The 16541-nt window shown below is 64.7% G+C and carries 14 protein-coding genes; 10 read left to right on the forward strand and 4 right to left on the reverse strand.

Annotated features, from left to right (window positions below):
• Positions 1–116 precede the first annotated feature (116 nt).
• Positions 117–896 carry a TetR/AcrR family transcriptional regulator gene (locus tag KU887_RS26295; protein WP_063899349.1) on the reverse strand — a complete coding sequence of 260 codons (780 nt, stop codon included), beginning with the start codon at positions 894–896 and terminating at the stop codon, positions 117–119.
• Between the two features lie 100 nt (positions 897–996).
• Between KU887_RS26295 and KU887_RS26300 the strand changes: the two genes are divergently transcribed.
• The 5 genes from KU887_RS26300 to KU887_RS26320 all read left to right on the forward strand — a co-directional run bounded on the left by KU887_RS26300 (position 997) and on the right by KU887_RS26320 (position 7677).
• On the forward strand, positions 997–2709 hold the full coding sequence (locus tag KU887_RS26300) for a bifunctional 3-(3-hydroxy-phenyl)propionate/3-hydroxycinnamic acid hydroxylase (protein WP_043204583.1): 1713 nt from the start codon (positions 997–999) through the stop codon (positions 2707–2709).
• Between the two features lie 7 nt (positions 2710–2716).
• The gene (locus KU887_RS26305) at positions 2717–3787 is read left to right on the forward strand and encodes a VOC family protein (protein WP_012493005.1); all 1071 of its coding nucleotides are present in this window, start codon (positions 2717–2719) and stop codon (positions 3785–3787) included.
• Between the two features lie 36 nt (positions 3788–3823).
• Positions 3824–4780 (forward strand): fumarylacetoacetate hydrolase family protein, encoded by a 957-nt coding sequence (locus KU887_RS26310; protein WP_034203074.1) that lies wholly within the window; start codon positions 3824–3826, stop codon positions 4778–4780.
• The gene (locus KU887_RS26315; RefSeq protein WP_034203073.1) at positions 4777–6738 is read left to right on the forward strand and encodes an acyl-CoA synthetase; all 1962 of its coding nucleotides are present in this window, start codon (positions 4777–4779) and stop codon (positions 6736–6738) included. Before KU887_RS26310 ends, KU887_RS26315 begins: the two co-directional genes overlap by 4 nt.
• A gap of 213 nt (positions 6739–6951) precedes the next feature.
• Entirely contained in the window at positions 6952–7677 is a 726-nt protein-coding gene (locus KU887_RS26320; protein WP_080323121.1) for an OmpW family protein, read from the forward strand.
• A 275-nt stretch (positions 7678–7952) separates the two neighbouring features.
• On the opposite strand, the gene KU887_RS26325 is transcribed toward KU887_RS26320, so the two are convergent.
• From KU887_RS26325 to KU887_RS26335, 3 genes are read right to left on the reverse strand one after another with little or no spacing between them, the layout of a single operon-like run.
• The gene (locus KU887_RS26325; RefSeq protein ID WP_058902487.1) at positions 7953–8687 is read right to left on the reverse strand and encodes a polysaccharide deacetylase family protein; all 735 of its coding nucleotides are present in this window, start codon (positions 8685–8687) and stop codon (positions 7953–7955) included.
• A 23-nt stretch (positions 8688–8710) separates the two neighbouring features.
• Entirely contained in the window at positions 8711–9271 is a 561-nt protein-coding gene (locus KU887_RS26330; protein WP_077189832.1) for a hypothetical protein, read from the reverse strand.
• A complete protein-coding gene (locus tag KU887_RS26335; protein ID WP_006482301.1) occupies positions 9268–10422 on the reverse strand; it encodes a glycosyltransferase in 1155 nt (384 codons plus the stop codon). The genes KU887_RS26330 and KU887_RS26335 overlap by 4 nt, the downstream gene beginning before the upstream one ends.
• A gap of 284 nt (positions 10423–10706) precedes the next feature.
• Here KU887_RS26335 and KU887_RS26340 point away from each other — a divergent pair, with 284 nt between their 5' ends.
• From KU887_RS26340 to KU887_RS26360, 5 genes are all read left to right on the forward strand, one after another.
• Positions 10707–11375, forward strand: a complete 669-nt coding sequence (locus KU887_RS26340; protein ID WP_240465765.1) for a TetR/AcrR family transcriptional regulator — start codon at positions 10707–10709, stop codon at positions 11373–11375.
• A 345-nt stretch (positions 11376–11720) separates the two neighbouring features.
• Positions 11721–13016 (forward strand): dicarboxylate/amino acid:cation symporter, encoded by a 1296-nt coding sequence (locus tag KU887_RS26345; RefSeq protein ID WP_258255998.1) that lies wholly within the window; start codon positions 11721–11723, stop codon positions 13014–13016.
• Complete coding sequence (locus tag KU887_RS26350) at positions 13013–13213, forward strand: hypothetical protein (protein WP_006494560.1); 201 nt, start codon at positions 13013–13015, stop codon at positions 13211–13213. The genes KU887_RS26345 and KU887_RS26350 overlap by 4 nt, the downstream gene beginning before the upstream one ends.
• Before the next feature lie 257 nt (positions 13214–13470).
• Positions 13471–15405: an SMP-30/gluconolactonase/LRE family protein gene (locus tag KU887_RS26355; protein WP_258256000.1), complete on the forward strand. Its 1935-nt coding sequence runs from the start codon at positions 13471–13473 to the stop codon at positions 15403–15405.
• 282 nt (positions 15406–15687) lie between these two features.
• Entirely contained in the window at positions 15688–16518 is an 831-nt protein-coding gene (locus KU887_RS26360; RefSeq protein WP_258256001.1) for a peptidyl-prolyl cis-trans isomerase, read from the forward strand.
• The last annotated feature ends 23 nt before the right edge of the window (positions 16519–16541 follow it).

A 16541-nucleotide genomic window follows, 5' to 3' on the forward strand; every position in this document is an offset into this window, starting at 1 on the left:
CCGGTACAGTTAAATTGACGATTGCCGGTACGGGGCGTGGGAGTGCGTGACGGCGGTCGTCAGCACGACGCGAGCACCCGCCAAGGTTCTGCCCATCACAGCCGAACGATGGACCGCTAACGTTCTTGCGATTCGTTGGGCGCAGGCGTCACGGCGGGCGGCAACGGGCGATTCGCGATCTCTATCGCTTCAGTTCGCGGCACACCCAAGGTCTGCAACAGGGATGAAGCTGCCCGTTCGGCAAAGCCGTTCTGACTGTACCCGATCATGTTCAACATGTCGGTAACCGGCTTCTCGTCCGCATCGAATCGGAGCTCGATCGCAATGGCGGTCAGTACCGCGCCCCCGACCGTGATCACGCTCATCAGCGGGTCGCTTGCCGAGAACCTCCCCGCGAGGATGCCTTTCTGAATATCCCTCAACAACCGCGGTCCGAGGCCGCGGCTGAGCGCTCGCATGGACAACCCCTCGCGCAGGAGAAATTGTCCCCAGACCGGCTCGCTTCTGGCTCGCAGCAATGTATGGCGCAGCGACACGGAAATGATCTCGGCCGGGTCGGTGAGGCCGCCTGCGATGCGGTCCAGGGTATCCGCGAACTCCTCGAACACGATTTCCAACACCGCGGCATGAATCGCCTCTTTCGATTCGAAGTGGTTGTAGAACGACCCGAAACCCACGTCCGCGGCTTCCGTAATTTCATTGATCGCGACGCCTTCCATCCCCTTTTGCGCCATGAGTACAAAGGCGGCATCCAGCAGGCGCGCGCGCGTCTCGCGCTTGCGGCGCGCGCCCCGCGGCTCGCGAACCTCGGGGCTCGACGGCGCTTGCCCGTTCGAGACGGCCGGCGACGGTGTTCTGGTGCGACGGGAAGAAGTGTTGGGCATCGGCGTGCGCATGGTTTCGGTGTTCGAGTATACGTTCGAACGTCAAAATTGACAAAGTTATCAGTTATGACTTTAATGTCATCAAGGCGACCGGCAGTGGCCAGTCCCGAGAATGGGAGACGGAACGGTGGTGGAGACAAAACTGACGTGCGAGCCGGGCGTCCATGAAGGCAACGACAACGCGAACTGTGCCGGCGGCCGCGACTTGCCGTCGGAGGTAGACGTGCTCGTGGTGGGCTGCGGTCCCGTTGGCGCGGCGATCGGTGCGCTTCTCGGCCGGGACGGCGTGCGCGTGCTCGTCGTCGACAGGGCGGCGGAGATCTTCATGGCGCCGCGTGCGATCGCGCTCGACAACGACGCGCTTCGCATCCTGCAGTACGTCGGGGTGAACGAAGCCGACCTCGATACGGTGGCGATTCCGTACGTCCGGATGCGCTCGCCCTGGTTCGGCGAGTTCGGGCGCATCAATACGCTGGGGAGCATCGATGGCCATCCGAAGCTCGTGACGTTCTATCAACCGGACCTGGAGCGATGCTTGCGTGCCCGACTGGCCGCGCACCGCACGGCCCGAATGGCGCTCGGTGTGACGCTCGTCTCGCTCGACGAGCACGCCGACCACGTCGCCGCCACGCTCGACAGCGGGCCGGGCGCACGGCACGTCGTGCGCGCCCGCTACGTCGTCGGTGCCGACGGCGCCAGCTCGATCGTGCGCCAGCTGATCGGACAGGATTTCAAAGGCAAGACGTTCGCGGAGGACTGGTTGATCGTCGATGCGCGAAACGTGCGCCGACCCATCGACCATGTCGAGTTCATCTGTGACCACCGGCGACCGACGCCTCATATGACCGCACCCGGGGGGCGCGAGCGTTGGGAGTTCATGCTCCATCCTGACGAGACGCGCGAAGAGATGGAATCCGACGAACGCATCCGCGAACTGCTCGCGCCGTGGGGTGGCATCGAGGACATGGTGATCGAACGCAAGGCCGTGTACCGTTTTCATGCCCGAACCGTCACGACGTTCAGCAAAGGGCGCGTTTTTCTCGCGGGCGACGCCGCCCATATCACGCCGCCGTTCGTTGGCCAGGGGCTCGTCGCCGGCCTGCGCGATGCCGCGAATCTCGGCTGGAAACTGGCGTGGGTCGTCAAAGGCCACGCAACCCCGCAAATTCTGGATTCCTACGATCGGGAACGCCGACCGCACGCCAAGGCGATGATCGGCGTCGCGAAATTCATGGGCAAGCTCGTGATGCCGCGAAACGCCGGGATCGCGTTGTTCACGCATGGTCTGATGCGATTGACGCGGCTCGTTCCGCCGCTACGGAATCATTTCGACGAACTCGGGATCAAGCCGAAGAATGCGTTCCGGAGCGGTCTGTTCGTCCCCGGCCATTCGTCCACGCGGCTCGTGCGCGGTGCAGCCCTGCCGCAGGGATGGCTGCGCAGGCACGATGGGACGATCCGCCTGAGCGACGACGTGTTCGGTACTGGTCTCGCGCTGATCGGATTCGGACGGGATCCGGGCGTCGAGCTCGACGCCGGCGCGCGAGCCGCGCTGATCGCGGCGGGCGGCGTCGTGGTGCAGGTGATGCACCGCGGGCAGCGCCTTCATCGCATCGAGGACGACGGATGGGAGGACCTGGACGGTACGTTCATGCCGGGTGTCGTGCGGTTTGGCTGGGCGGCCGTGATTCGGCCGGACAAAACGGTCCTGCACGAAGGCCCGGTGGCCGACTCGACCCGTCTGGTTCTCGAATCCCTGCGATTGCTTGGTGCGCGCACCGCGTTGTCGTCGCTGTCCGATCACATTGCCCAGCCGATTTCCTGAGGCCCCCATGAAGCTTACGACTGCACAACCCGCACGGAGTCCCCAGCCGACGACGAAGGCTCGGGCGCTTTCCTACCTGATGTTCGAGCGTCCCGATCTCGAACGGGCCGAACGATTTCTCAACGACTTCGGCCTGCGGACGGTATCCCGTGACGGCGAACATTTGTTCCTTCGAGGCACGGCCGCCACACCGTTCTGCTACGTCGTCCGGCGGGCTGAAAAAAACCGGTTCGTCGGCTTCGGGCTTGAAGTGGACGGCATCGACGCGCTGCGAAAGCTTGCCGGCGTGCCGGGCGCGTCGGACGTGGCGCCGTCGCCGTGGCCCGGTGGCGGCCATCGCGTCACGCTCGTCGATCCGTCGGGTTTTCGTGTCGACGCGGTCGCGGGACAAGCGCGGGCCGGCGCCCTGCCGCACCGGTCGGCGTTACCGTTCAACTCCCCCGATTCCGTCGTTCGCGTGAACGATACCCAGCGTGCGCCGCTGGCGGCGCCGGAAGTGATTCGCCTCGGTCATGTCGTGCTCGAACTCGCCGATTTCCAGGCGACTTGTGCGTGGTACACGTCTCACTTCGGTTTCATCCCGAGCGACGTTCAGGTGTTGCCGGATGGATCGCCCGCCGTCGCGTTCTTGCGGCTCGATCGCGGGGCGACCCCCACGGATCACCATACGCTGGCATTGGCACAGGGGTTCGCAGCGCTTTACAGCCACTCGGCATTCGAGCTGGTGGACGCGGACGCCGTGGGGATCGGGCAGCGTGTGCTGAGCGAAAAAGGATGGACGCACGCATGGGGAATGGGTCGCCACATTCTCGGCAGCCAGGTCTTCGATTATTGGCAGGACCCCTGGGGCGACAAGCACGAACACTATTGCGATGGGGACATGTTCACGGCGGACGTGGCGACGGGCATCCATGAAGTCAGCCGTGAAGCGATGTCGCAGTGGGGCCCGCGGATGCCGCGCAGCTTCACCAAACCGAAGATCACCGCCGCCAGCATCGCATCGCTCATCCGAAACCTCCGGGCCAGTCCGGACGTCACGTTCGCGAAGCTGCGCACGCTCGCGAAGCTGTTTGCGTGACCTTCATCTTCACTCAGACCTGTTCGAGGCATCTTCATGGCATTGCACGTCTTGCACTACCGGCATCAGGGGCGCGCCCAATGGGGCGTGGTGAGGCATCACCGGATCACGCCGATACCGGGCGACTACCCGACGACCGGCGAATTCGTGCGCGCACATCGGATCGATGACCTCGCCGCGCTCGACGGAGAAACGATTCCCGAATCGGACGTCGAGTGGCTGTCGCCGGTCACGCGCAATCAACGGTTCGTTTGCCAGGGCGCCAACTATCGCCAGCACATGATCGAGTCCGGCATGAATCCGGATGCGAAGTCATTCAACATGATCTTCACGAAGGCGACGAGCTGCATCGTCGCCGCCGATTCCGACGTCATCCGGCCGCAACATGTGCGGTTTCTGGACTACGAGATCGAACTGGGGCTCGTGCTTCGCCGCGATATCACGTCCCGGCAAGCCATCACGGACAAGAACCTGCACGAGTACGTCGCGGGCCTCGTGATCGTCAACGACTATTCCGCACGCGATATCCAGATTCCCCAAATGCAGTTTTACAAGGGAAAAAGCTATCGGACGTTCGGGCCGGTCGGGCCGTATCTGTGCCTGCTGGAGGCCAGCGATATCGCACGGCTGCACGCGCTGACGCTGACACTGACCGTGAACGGGGACGTGCGGCAGAGCGATTCGACGGGGAACCTCGTGTACGGTCCGGCCGAAACGCTCACGGAACTTTCGGGTGTTCAGGATCTGAACGCCGGTGACTTGCTTGCAACCGGCACGCCTTCCGGGTGCGCGCTCAGCATTCCGTCGCCGGCGAAGCAACGAATTGCCGCGTTGCTGCCGGAGCACATGAAGTGGCGGATTTTCACGAAGGTTCAGGCCGCGCGCCCGCAGTACCTGAAGGCCGGGGATCTGGTCGAGTCGCGGATCCGGAGCAGGGACGGGGCGATCGACCTCGGTGTGCAACGCAACCGAATCGTGGACGAGCTCGCATGAACGCCATCGCAACCGAAGCGGACGTGCTTCGGATCGAAAACCAGGGGCCGCCCGCCGACCTCCCGGCCAGCACTTACGAGATGATCGGCCGTGGTGCGGCAATCGACCCGAGCGCGCCGGCCTTGTCGTTTTTCCTGCGCGCCGACGATCATCGCAAGCCATTGCGCTGGACCTATGCGGCGCTTCTGCGGGATATCACCCGCGCCGCGAACATGTTTTCGCGCCTCGGTATCGATCGCCACGCGGTGGTCGCCTACGTGCTGCCGAATTTGCCGGAAACGCATTTCGTCATCTGGGGAGGCGAAGCGGCCGGGATCGTGTGCGCGATCAATCCGTTGCTGGAGGGGCCGGCGATCGCATCGCTGCTCAAGGCCGCAAACGCAAAGGTGCTGGTGACGCTGGCGCCTTTTCCGGGAACGGATATCTGGTCGAAGATCCAGCCCGTCCTGAGCGAGGTGCCGTCGCTGCAAAGCCTCGTCCTGATCGATCTGGCCGAGCGCGTGCAGGGGTGGCGCCGCATTGCCGCACGCGCGATGCAGCGTCGCGAATGCAAACGGTTGCACGGGCGCGCGGGCGTGCGCGGCGCCGTTCCGCGCCACGTCGCGATCCACGATTTCGACAGTGCGATGTCGCGTGAATCCGGCGATTCGCTGCTGATCCCACGGCGTTTCGAAGCCGACGACATATCGTCCTACTTCTGTACGGGCGGCACCACGGGATTGCCGAAAATCGCGATTCGCCGGCACGGCAACGAGGTGGCCAATGCCTGGAGCGTCGGGCAGGTCGTCGGCGCCGGGATGGGCCCGGGGAAGACCGTGTTCTGCGGACTGCCGCTGTTCCATGTCAATGCCGTGCTGGCAACCGGCCTGGTGCCGTTCTCGCGCGGCGCACATGTGGTGCTGGGTACGCCACAGGGCTATCGCGGCGACGGCGTCGTCAAACGATTCTGGGAAATCGTCGAGCACCACCGGATCAATTTCTTCAGCGCGGTGCCGACCTTGTATTCGGCGTTGCTCGACGTGCCCGTCGACGGCCGGAACATCGACTCGCTGGAATATGGACTGTGCGGTGCCGCGCCGATGCCCGTGGAAGTATTCCGCACGTTCCAGGATCGCACCGGGGTCCGGATCCTCGAAGGCTACGGGCTCACCGAGGGCGCCTGCGTCAGCAGCGTCAATCCGCCAGGCGGCGAACGGCGTCTCGGTTCGATCGGCTTGCGCATCCCCGGCCAGATGATGAAGGCGGTGATACTCGACGACGCAGGCCGCTACGTGCGCGATTGCGTCGAGAACGAAGTCGGTGTGCTGACGATTTCCGGGCCGAACGTGTTCGCGGGCTATCTTCAGGAAGATCAGAACAAGAGCCTGTGGCTCGATCTCGGCGACGGCCGGCAGTGGCTCAACACCGGGGACCTCGCGCGGCGCGATGCCCAGGGCTACTTCTGGCTCACGGGCCGCCGCAAGGAGCTCATCATCCGGGGCGGGCACAACATCGATCCGGCGACGATCGAAGAACCGCTGCACCGCCACCCGGCCGTGCAGATCGCTGCGGCAATCGGACGTCCCGACGTGCATGCTGGCGAGCTGCCGGTCGCGTACGTGCAGTTGAAAGCCGGCGCAACGGCAACCGAGACGGAGCTCGACACGTTCATACGCGGCATGATCGGCGAGCGCGCCGCGATACCGAAGCGGATTCATATCGTCGATGCGATGCCGCTTACGGCGGTCGGCAAGATCTTCAAGCCCGAGCTCAAACGATGGGAGACGTTCGACGCGCTGGTCTCCGCGCTGAAGGATGCCGGCGTCGAGGGTGCGCGGGTGAGCATGGTGGACGACCCGTCGCGCGGGCTCACCCTGCATGTGGCGCTGAGCGATCACGCGCAGACAGCGAAGGCCAATACGGTGATGGGCCGCTTCCCGTTCGCCTTTTCGACTTCCGTGGAACCCGAACATCACTGATTGTCGATTCCCGGAACGTTCGGCATTGAATTGAGCAAATAGATTCGGAATCCGAATTTATGGAGCGGGAATTTCGCTTGACGAAGCAGCACCCGACGTTTTTGGCGTTGCGCGTCACACGCGCGGGAACAGCCCGCAAGTCATGCGTGGCGCACGGCGATGAAGGCAGGTTTCACGATTCTTGAACACCAACACCAAAATCTGGAGACAATCATGAAACGAATCAGTGCAGGAGCCGTCGTATTGGTCGCGGCCATCTCTGGCGCGCATGCGCAATCAGCCGGTCAGTGGGTGGTCAGTGCCGGTTGGTCCCACTTTGCCCCGCAGGGATCGGCGGATCCGCTGACCCTCAATGCACTCGGCCAGTCGCAAGTGATGACCGGCAGCGGCGGGGACATCGCAAGCGGCGATACGTTCGGACTGACCGCAACGTACTTCCTGACCGACCATATCGCGGCGACGACGGTCATGGGCTTTCCGCCGAGCTGGCACTTGAACGGCGCAGGTACGCTCAGCGGTTTCGGCGAGCTGGGGACCGCGCGGGCCTGGAGTCCGGCGATCATCTTCAACTACTACTTCGGCCAGCCGAATGCACGGTTCAGGCCGTATCTGGGCGCCGGCGTCACCTACACGTGGTTCAGCAACATCAAGCTCAGCAATCCCGTTTCCACCGGCCAGATCTATTTCTCGCCGACCGTCGGGACCGCGCTCGAGGGACCGACATCCGTGTCGCTCAGTCATTCCTTCGCGCCCGTCGTCAACGGCGGCCTGACGTACAACATCGATTCGCACTGGTCGATCAACGCGTCGGTCGCGTATTCGTGGGTATCGACACGCGCCACGCTCACCACCCGGTCCTCCGTCGGCACGGTCACGAGCACCAGCAAATTCCGGGTCAATCCGATCGTGACGTTCCTGTCGGTCGGATACCGCTTCTGAATCGCATTGCCCGGGACACGGCGCACGCATGTTGCAGTCGCCGCGTTGCGTGCGACGTGATGATTGCCGCCGAGATTCGGCGGCGCATGGGCCGGCCGCGGACGCTTCCTGGTCCGTTGCTCGCGACATGCTTCGAGTGCGGTCGGAGCATGAAGGATTGCTGACCAGAACGATGAATATGGCCCACACAAGATGCGGATGATGACAGTGACATCGAAGGAGACGGGTATTGGCTCGGCGTGGTACCGGTTCATCCGGACGAACTGCCTGGATACTTATCGGCGCCCCGCTATCCGCCCCTTCCAGCACTTGAACCACAGCCTCGCAGCCCCGACTCCGCCCGCGACCGGAATCCGCGGCAACAGAAACGGATCGTCGGCCGCGCCGGCGCATCCGCGTCGAGTCGTCGTCGCGTTGCCGTAACCGGCCGCGATGACCTGGTCGCGCACGCGCGCGTCGAGATCGCCGTACGGATAGCAGAACGATTCGACACATTGCCCGCTCAGCATTTCGAGTTGCCGCTTCGATTCGGTAAGCTGAAAGTCCGAAACAGGCGCCGGCACATACGACAGCGCGACGTGATCGAGCGTGTGCGAGCCGATTTCATGGCCGTGATCGCGCCACGCGAGCATGTCCTCGCAGGTCATCAACGGTGAGCGCTTGGTCGGCGCACCAGCATCCCAGTCGTTCGCGCCGCCGAACCGGCCGGCGACGAAGTAGCAGGTCGCGGTGAACCCGAGCGCGTCCAGCACGGGCATCGCATGCGTCAGCACGTTGAGAAAGCCGTCGTCGAACGAAATGCCGAAGACCTTGCCCTGCCGCTCCCCGCGCAGGTACGGCTGCAGTTCGCGCACGCTCAGGCCGCGGTAGCCGAGCCGCCGGAACAGCGTCATCTGGCGGCGGAACGCGTCGGGCGCGACGCTCAGGCTGCGCAGCCGGTCGGTCGGCGGCGGCAGCGGGCGGATCTGGTGATACATCAGGATCGGATAGCGTGGGGTGCGCGCAAGCATCGGCGGGTCGCAGGAAAGCGGGATTACGCGGCCTTGCGGAAAATCCGCAGGGTCTTGAAGTCGCCGACCTCGACGAAATCGGCATTGGCGGCCCACCGCGCGATGATCGGTTCAGCCTTTCGATACGCCGACGATCCCGTGTAGAACAACAGATGGCCGTTGGGCGCGGTATGGCGCGCGAACAGGTCGAGCACCGCTTCGTCGGTCTTCGCGCCGTAGCGGCTGTTCGCTTCGTCGCGGAATTCGCACAGATGGAACAGCGTGACGACGTCGAACGTCGGCAGCAGGCGCGAATGGCTCGTATAGATGTCGCCGAAATACGCGAGGTAGGTCTTGCTCACCTCCGGTTGCCGCGTGACGAGATCGACATACGACTTGTATTCCTTCGGCGATGCCGTCACGCCGAAGACAGTGTTGTTCAGGTGCGGCCGCGCGCATTCGATGCCGACATGGTGATGCCCGCCGGTGCCGAAGTGATAGATGCGGATGCCCTTGAGGTGCACGGATTCCAGCCATTCGACGAAGTGCACGTCGCACGGACATTCCTGCGTGCGCAGGTCCCAGTACTTCTTCCAGATATTCAATGCCATTTCGTGGATCTCAAGGAAGTCACCCAGCGGTACGGGTTGTGTCGAATCGACTTCTGATAGACGGACAAGGTCGCGTCGACGAACGCGTCGAACGAAAATTCGCGCTTGCCTTTCAGCCGCGCGCTGCGCCCCATCGCGCGGACGCAGCCGGGTTCCTGCACGATCGCACGCAGGATCGCTTCGATCGCCGCGGGCTCGCGCGGCGGGACGACCCAGCCGTCCACGCCCGGCTCGACGTTCTCGGGCAGCCCGCCCACGCGCGTCACGATCGCCGGGCAGCCGAGCGACATCGCTTCGCGGCACGCATACGACAGGCTCTCGTGGTACGACAGCACGAACGACACGTCGATGATCGAGAACGGCGCCCACACGTCGTCGAGCCGTCCGGTGAACGCGGTGCGCGACGCCATGCCGTGCCGCGCGAGCTGTTCGCGCTGCTCGCCGGACGGCTCCGCGCCGATCAGCAGCACGCGGAACCGCTCGCGCTCGGCTTCCGGCAGGCGGCCCAGCGCCGCGATCAGGTCCATCCAGCCTTTTTCGGGCGTGGTGCCGGCGCTGCTGCCGAGCACGATCGCCTCCGCGCCGGACGCGCCGAACAGCGCGATCTTGCGGCGGCGGATCTCGTCGCCGGCCAGTCGTTCGGCGGCCGGCCGGCGCACGCCGTGCTTGACCACCGTGACGTTGCCGTACGGCGAGCGCAGCGCGAGCATGCTGGCGACGTAGTCGCTGACCGCGATCGTATGGTCGGTGGCCAGCCGCGCACGCAGCACGTTGCCGAGGCTGTCGGCGCGATAGGTGTTGTGCTTGGTCAGCACGATCGCGGGCCGATACCGGCAGCCGAGCAGTGCCAGCATCACCTGCCTGTGATCGGCGGCCCCGTTCACATGGATCACGTCGAAGCGCTCGGCGGCGATCCGCCGGCGCAGCCGGAGAATCTCCCGGCACAGCCGGTTCCAGCGCGGCTTGAATTCCATGTCGAAGATCGCCACGTCGGGACTGTCCTTCAACAGTCGCGACAGGCGGCTGCCTTCCGGCGACGCGACGGTCACGCGGTGATGGCGGCTCATCGCGACGGCGAGATCGCGGACGTAGGTGTCCTGGCCGCCGCCGTAATCGCCGTGGAAGTTGGTGTACAGAATGTTCATCACGATGCCGCTTTTTTATCGATCCGTCATTTCAGAGGAATACTGATGAAATGCCGGACTCGATCTGATGGAAGCCATGGCGCGAACGCGGTGCCGCGTTTCCGGCCCGGGATTGCGCATCGACGTCGGCGTACGGCGTCAATGCGAATCATTTCCAAATATTACAGATCGTTTACGTGCCGTAGTGTCGAGGTCTGCGCATCTTTGTGAGAATCTGTCGTGATCGCTGGATCGTGTCGCCCGGTGCGTGACGATCTCCCGCGATCGCGATTTCGATTGCAACGATGGCGCCGGATTTGATTCGGGTCGATGTCTTCCCTATAATGCGACGATTTAGTCCGGTTATTTCGGGAAGCATGGCGCGTACACGGAACGAAAACCTTCATCAGCAGCGCCGCGAGCAGATCCTGACCGCGGCCGCCCGGGTCTTCAAGGCCAAGGGGTTCCACGGCGCGCGCACGGAAGATATCTGTGCGGCGGCCGACATGAGCGCGGGCGCGGTGTTCCGGTATTTCGCCGACAAGCGCGAGATGATCGACGCGATCATCGCGGTCGAGGTCGAGCGTTATACGCAGGACTTCAACCGCATCCTCAGCAGGGACGGCCTGCTTGGGCTGGCCGGCATCACGGCCGACGAGCTGGCCGGGATGATGGCGCAAGGCGATGACGGCCTCGGTGTCGACAGCTGGCTCGAACTGGCGCGCGATGCCGAACGCCGCCCCGATATCGTCGGGCTCGACCGGAAGATGCGCGCGGATCTTGCGGCGCTGCTGGCGCGCGGCCAGGCCGAAGGCTGGGTCCGGCCATCGCTGGATCCTGCCGGTGCGACGAACATCGTCTTCGCGCTGTTCAACGGCCTGTGGCTCGACCGCAGCCTCGGCACGTCCGTCGACATGAAACAGACGGCCGCCGCGCTCGGCGATTTCTTCCGCACCTACGTGCTGGTTGCCTGACGCCCGACGCCACCGGCGCGCATCACGTCGACACGTTCGCCGCGGCCTTCCGGCAAGCCGCGCGCTATCCGATCCGCTGAAATTCCCCGGCATCCGGCCGCGCCGGAAGCGAGCCGGACCGCGACACCTGCCCTTTCCCGACGACATCAGGACGCAAATCAACCCGCGGCGCTTTCAGATTTGAAAGCCGGCCCGCCGTTTGCGTTAGAATGCCCCCCCTTGTCCGCCCGAGTGACCGCCCGAGGCGGACAGGTCGCCCGCTTGGAGACACAGGTTTCGATTCGCAGCCGGACGCGAATGATGGGCCAGCCGTTAGCAACATACGCTTTGTAATTTGGATCACTAATGAAAAAGAAGCACAACATTACCAGGTACATCGTTGTCGCGATGATTCTTGGCATCGCCGTGGGTTACGCCTGCCATAGCGCGTTTCCCGACCCGAAGATGGCGAAGGAGGTCGCCGGGTACGTGTCGTTGCTGTCCGATGTGTTCCTGCGCCTGATCAAGATGATCATCGCGCCGCTGGTGTTCGCGACGCTGACCGTCGGCATCGCGCAGATGGGCGACGGCAGCGCGGTGGGCCGCGTGGGCGTCAAGGCGTTCGGCTGGTTCTTCATCGCGTCGTTCACGTCGCTGCTGCTCGGCCTGCTGACCGCGACGCTCCTGCAGCCGGGCAGCCACCTGAGCCTGCCGCTGCCGCCGTCCGATGCGGCGCTCAACCTGAAGACGGGCGCGTTCACGCTGAAGGATTTCGTGGTGCACCTGGTGCCGAAGTCGATCGCCGAGGCGATGGCGAACAACGAAATCCTGCAGATCGTCGTGTTCTCGATCTTCTTCGGCACCGCGCTGTCCGCGCTCGGCGACGCAGGCAAGCGCCTGACCGGGGTGATCGAGGATCTCGCGCAGGTGATGCTGAAGGTCACGGGGGCGGTGATGGGGTTCGCGCCGGTCGCGGTGTTCGCGGCGCTCGCGTCGACGATCACGACCGAAGGGCTCGGCATCCTGCTCACGTTCGCGAAGTTCATGGCCAGCTTCTACCTGGCGCTCGCGCTGCTCTGGGCCGTGCTCACGCTGGCCGGCGTGACGTTCCTCGGCAAGCGCGCGTTCACGCTGATCCGGCTGATTCGCGAGCCGTTCCTGCTGTCGTTCGCGACGGCCAGCTCCGAGGCCGCGTATCCGAAGCTGCTGGACGCGCTCGACCGCTTCGGCGTGAACCGCAAGATCTCGAGCTTCGTGCTGCCGATCGGCTATTCGTTCAACCTCGACGGCTCGATGATGTACTGCACGTTCGCGGTGCTGTTCATCGCGCAGGTGTACGGCATCCATCTGCCGCTCGGCACGCAGATCACGATGTTGCTGATGCTGATGGTGACGTCGAAGGGGATGGCGGGCGTGCCGCGCGCGTCGCTGGTCGTGATCGCGGCGACGCTCAACCAGTTCAACATGCCCGAAGCCGGGTTGCTGCTGATCATGGGCGTCGACATGTTCCTCGACATGGGGCGTTCGGCCACCAACGCCGTCGGCAACTCGATCGCGGCGGCCGTGGTCGCGAAGTGGGAAGGGCAGCTCGACGCGCCGCGCGACGATGACGATTCGGACGGTGCGCGCGTAGCGGTGAAGGTGCGCGAAACGTCGGCATGACGCGTGGCAACGCGGCGGCGCAACGCCGCGTTGCCCAACCCGCGGCAAATGACATTCGCCGGCCCGGATTCGATACGGATTCGGGCCGGCGATGTGTTTTGGGGCGGCGGCTTTTCCCGATGTTGCCGAAATGGCATTCGCCGTTTCAATCGATCGACGTCGAATCGGCGGCGATATTCCGACAGGCGCTCGCCTGATTTTCCCCATTCCCGATCCGGCGCGTAAGTGACCATTCACTGACGGGCGGCGGCGCTCGCCGCAAGCAAGGGGAGATTCGCAATTTTTTTCGATTTATATGACGTTATTCTCGCGCTGCGCATGATCGAATGCATGCCGTATGACATACCGACTGCGCCGGATGATTCGGGGAAGAATTTACATCTCGCGGGCTTCAAGCCATCTGGCCGGCCGATCCCTCATGTGAATGACTACCCTGTTCAGGAGAGCATCCGTCATGGTCGCCAGAAAACGCATCCAGGCCGCGCTCGTTGCCGCGGCAATCGCCGCATGTGCACCCGCTGGTCATGCAGCCAACACCACCGATTGGCTCGCGAATACGTACGGCACGCTCGCCGCGCACGTCGGCAACGTCGCGCGCGCGATGTGGGTCGCCCCCGAAGGCGTGATCTACACGGCGTCGATGTGGGACGAGGATGAGGGCGGCGTCGCGATCTACCAGAACGGCAAGAGCATCGGCTCGATCGGCGCGCATTCGGAATTCCAGGGCAGCGCGATCACCGGCAATGCAACGTCGCTGTTCGTCGCGCTGCAGCCCGGCAAGACGTACGGCAGCGGCGCGGTGGGGCGCTACAGCCGCGCGACGAAGGTTCGCGATCGTGTCATCCAGATCAGCGCGGCGACCAACCAGCCGCGCATCGATGTCGTCACCGGGCTCGCGACGGCCGGCTCGCTGCTCTATGCGAGCGACTTCTACGGCAATCGCGTGCGCGTATTCACGACCGACGGCGTGTGGCAGCGGGACATCGGCGTGTCGGCGCCGGGCGCGCTCGCGGTGGACGGCGCGGGCAACGTGTGGGTCGCGCAGAAAAGCGCCGGCTCGATCGTCGGCTTCAGGCCGACCGGCGCGCTGCTGAATACGATCCGGATGCCGGCCGGCTCGCATCCGTCGGCGCTGCATGTCGATGCGGCGGCCGGGCAACTGCTGGTGGGCGACGAAGGCCCCGACCAGAACATCAAGCGTTATTCGATATCGGGCCAGCCTGCGCTGGCCGGCACGTTCGGCGTGCGCGGCGGCTATCTCGACACGACGACGGGCATCAAGGGGCAGGTCGGCCCGCAACGCTTCACGCGCATCGTCGGGATCGGCAAGGACACCGGCGGCAACCTCTATGTGCTCAACAATCCGTGGGGCGGCAGCTGGGATCTCGGGCGCAACGGCGCGACCGACATTCATGCGTACGGCAGCAACGGCAACCTGCGCTGGACGCTGCAGTCGCTGAACTTCGAAGGCATCGCCGCGCCGGACCCGGTCACGGACGGTGCGCTGTTCTACGGCGGTACGCACATCTACAGCGGCAGCGCGGGCGGCAAGTTCGTCGCGAATACCGTCGATCCGTTCACGTACCCGTCGGATCCGCGCATCAACATGAGCGACACGCAGCGCGACGAACACTTCGGGCTGCTCACGTCGGTCGGCGCGAACCGGATTCTCGTCGCGGCCGGCCAGAACCCGCCGGTCTTCTACTTCTATCACTTCAACGCGGCGAACGGTTACGTCGCGATTCCGGACGGCTCGATTCCCGGCCCCGCGTTCAATACCACGCAGCGCGTGACGGGCGGCTTCAGCCTCGACAGCCAGGGCGGCGTATGGGCCGGGCTCGACAAGACGGGGGCGATCACGCATTACCCGCTGACCGGCTTCGACGCGAACGGCAAGCCGTCGTGGGGGCCGGGTGTCGCGACCCGCATTCCGGCCAGCATCGTGCCGCTGACGCGCATCGTCTATCTCGCGGACAGCGACACGATGGTGCTCGCGCAGGGCGCGATCGGCAGCAACGACTGGACGTCGATCGGCACGCGCATCGAGGTGTATCACGGCTGGCGCGCGGGCAATACGACGAAGCCGGACCCGGTGATCACGCTGCCGCACAGCGGCGCGAAATCGATCGACGCGGCGGGTAACCATCTGTTCGTCGGCTACTGGTTCAGCAGCAGCGGGCCGCTGTGGCCGAACGTCGACGCGTTCAACCTCACCACCGGCAATCTCGACACGACGCTGGTCAATGCGAGCCCCGCGACGGTCGACACCAGCAGCGCGATCGACGCGATGTACAGCATCCGCGCGTACCGCCGGTCGAACGGCGAGTACGTGGTGATGAAGAACAACGTGAAGGGGAACAGCATCACCGTGTACCGGTGGACGCCCTGACGTGCTGAAAGTGTTGAACGTGCGGCCGCTTCGGGCAGCGGCCGTACTCGCGAAGTCGTGAAGCAATGGTGAGCATTTTCGCGGGATTGTTGCGCAATGCGCATGCAATGCACCGCGGGCACCCTGCGCGCCGCGCCGTGCCGGACCTGCTTCCCGAACCTCCCGACGTGGAAATGCGGTTCCGTGCACAATGGCGGCGGCTCCCGCGGACGTTGTGCGGGCGTGCACGATGAACGAGCGCGGCTGCCCTGCCGCGTTTCTTATGCTTGAAGCGACCCAACGATGAAGACGAAAACGATCCCGAATCGCCTGTTGACGATCGTCGTGCTGGCCGGCGCACTGAGCGGCCCGGTCCATGCGCAGACGCCGGAGACGGTCGCGACTGTCAACGGCACGCCGATCACGCAGGCCGACGTCGATACGCTGCTGCGCGCGTCCGGGCAGCCCGATTCGCCGCAGATCCGCCAGGCGATCAAGAACCAGCTGATCACGCGCGTGCTGGTTCAGCAGGCAGCCGAGAAGGCGAACTACGCGGACAAGCCCGAGGTCAAGGCGGCGATGCAGCAGGCGAAGGTGACGGCCGAGGTGCAACTGTACCTGCGCGACCACGTGAAGCCGGAGCCGGTGACCGACGAGCAGGTCAAGGCGCGCTACGACGAACTGGTCGCCGCGCTCGGCAAGAACGAATACAAGCCGCGCGTGATCGTCGTCAAGGACCCGGTCGCGGCGGCGACCGTGCTGAGCGAGCTGAAGGCGGGCAAGTCGTTCGACGGGCTGGCACGCCAGTACAGCCTGGCGCCGAGCCGCGATACCGGCGGCGAGCTGCCGTGGGTGAGCTTCAACACGCCGGCGGCGGAAGGCAAGACGGCCGGGTTGCCGCTGCCGGTTGCGCAGGCGCTCGAGAAGCTGACGGTCGGCGCGACGACGAAGGATTCGATTCCGGTCGATGGCGTGCGGGCGATCGTGAAGCTGGATGCGAAGCGGCCGACGCAGGTGCCGGGTTTCGAAACCGCGAAGCCGACGCTTCAGCAGCAACTGCAGGCGATCGCGGCCGAGAAGGCGAGCGCGCAGATGATCGGCAATCTGCTGAAGGACGCGAAGATCACGCAGTAAGGGCCATGCGATGGCGTCGACAT

Source organism: Burkholderia sp. EMB26, from assembly GCF_024730645.1.
Lineage (GTDB): Bacteria > Pseudomonadota > Gammaproteobacteria > Burkholderiales > Burkholderiaceae > Burkholderia > Burkholderia cenocepacia.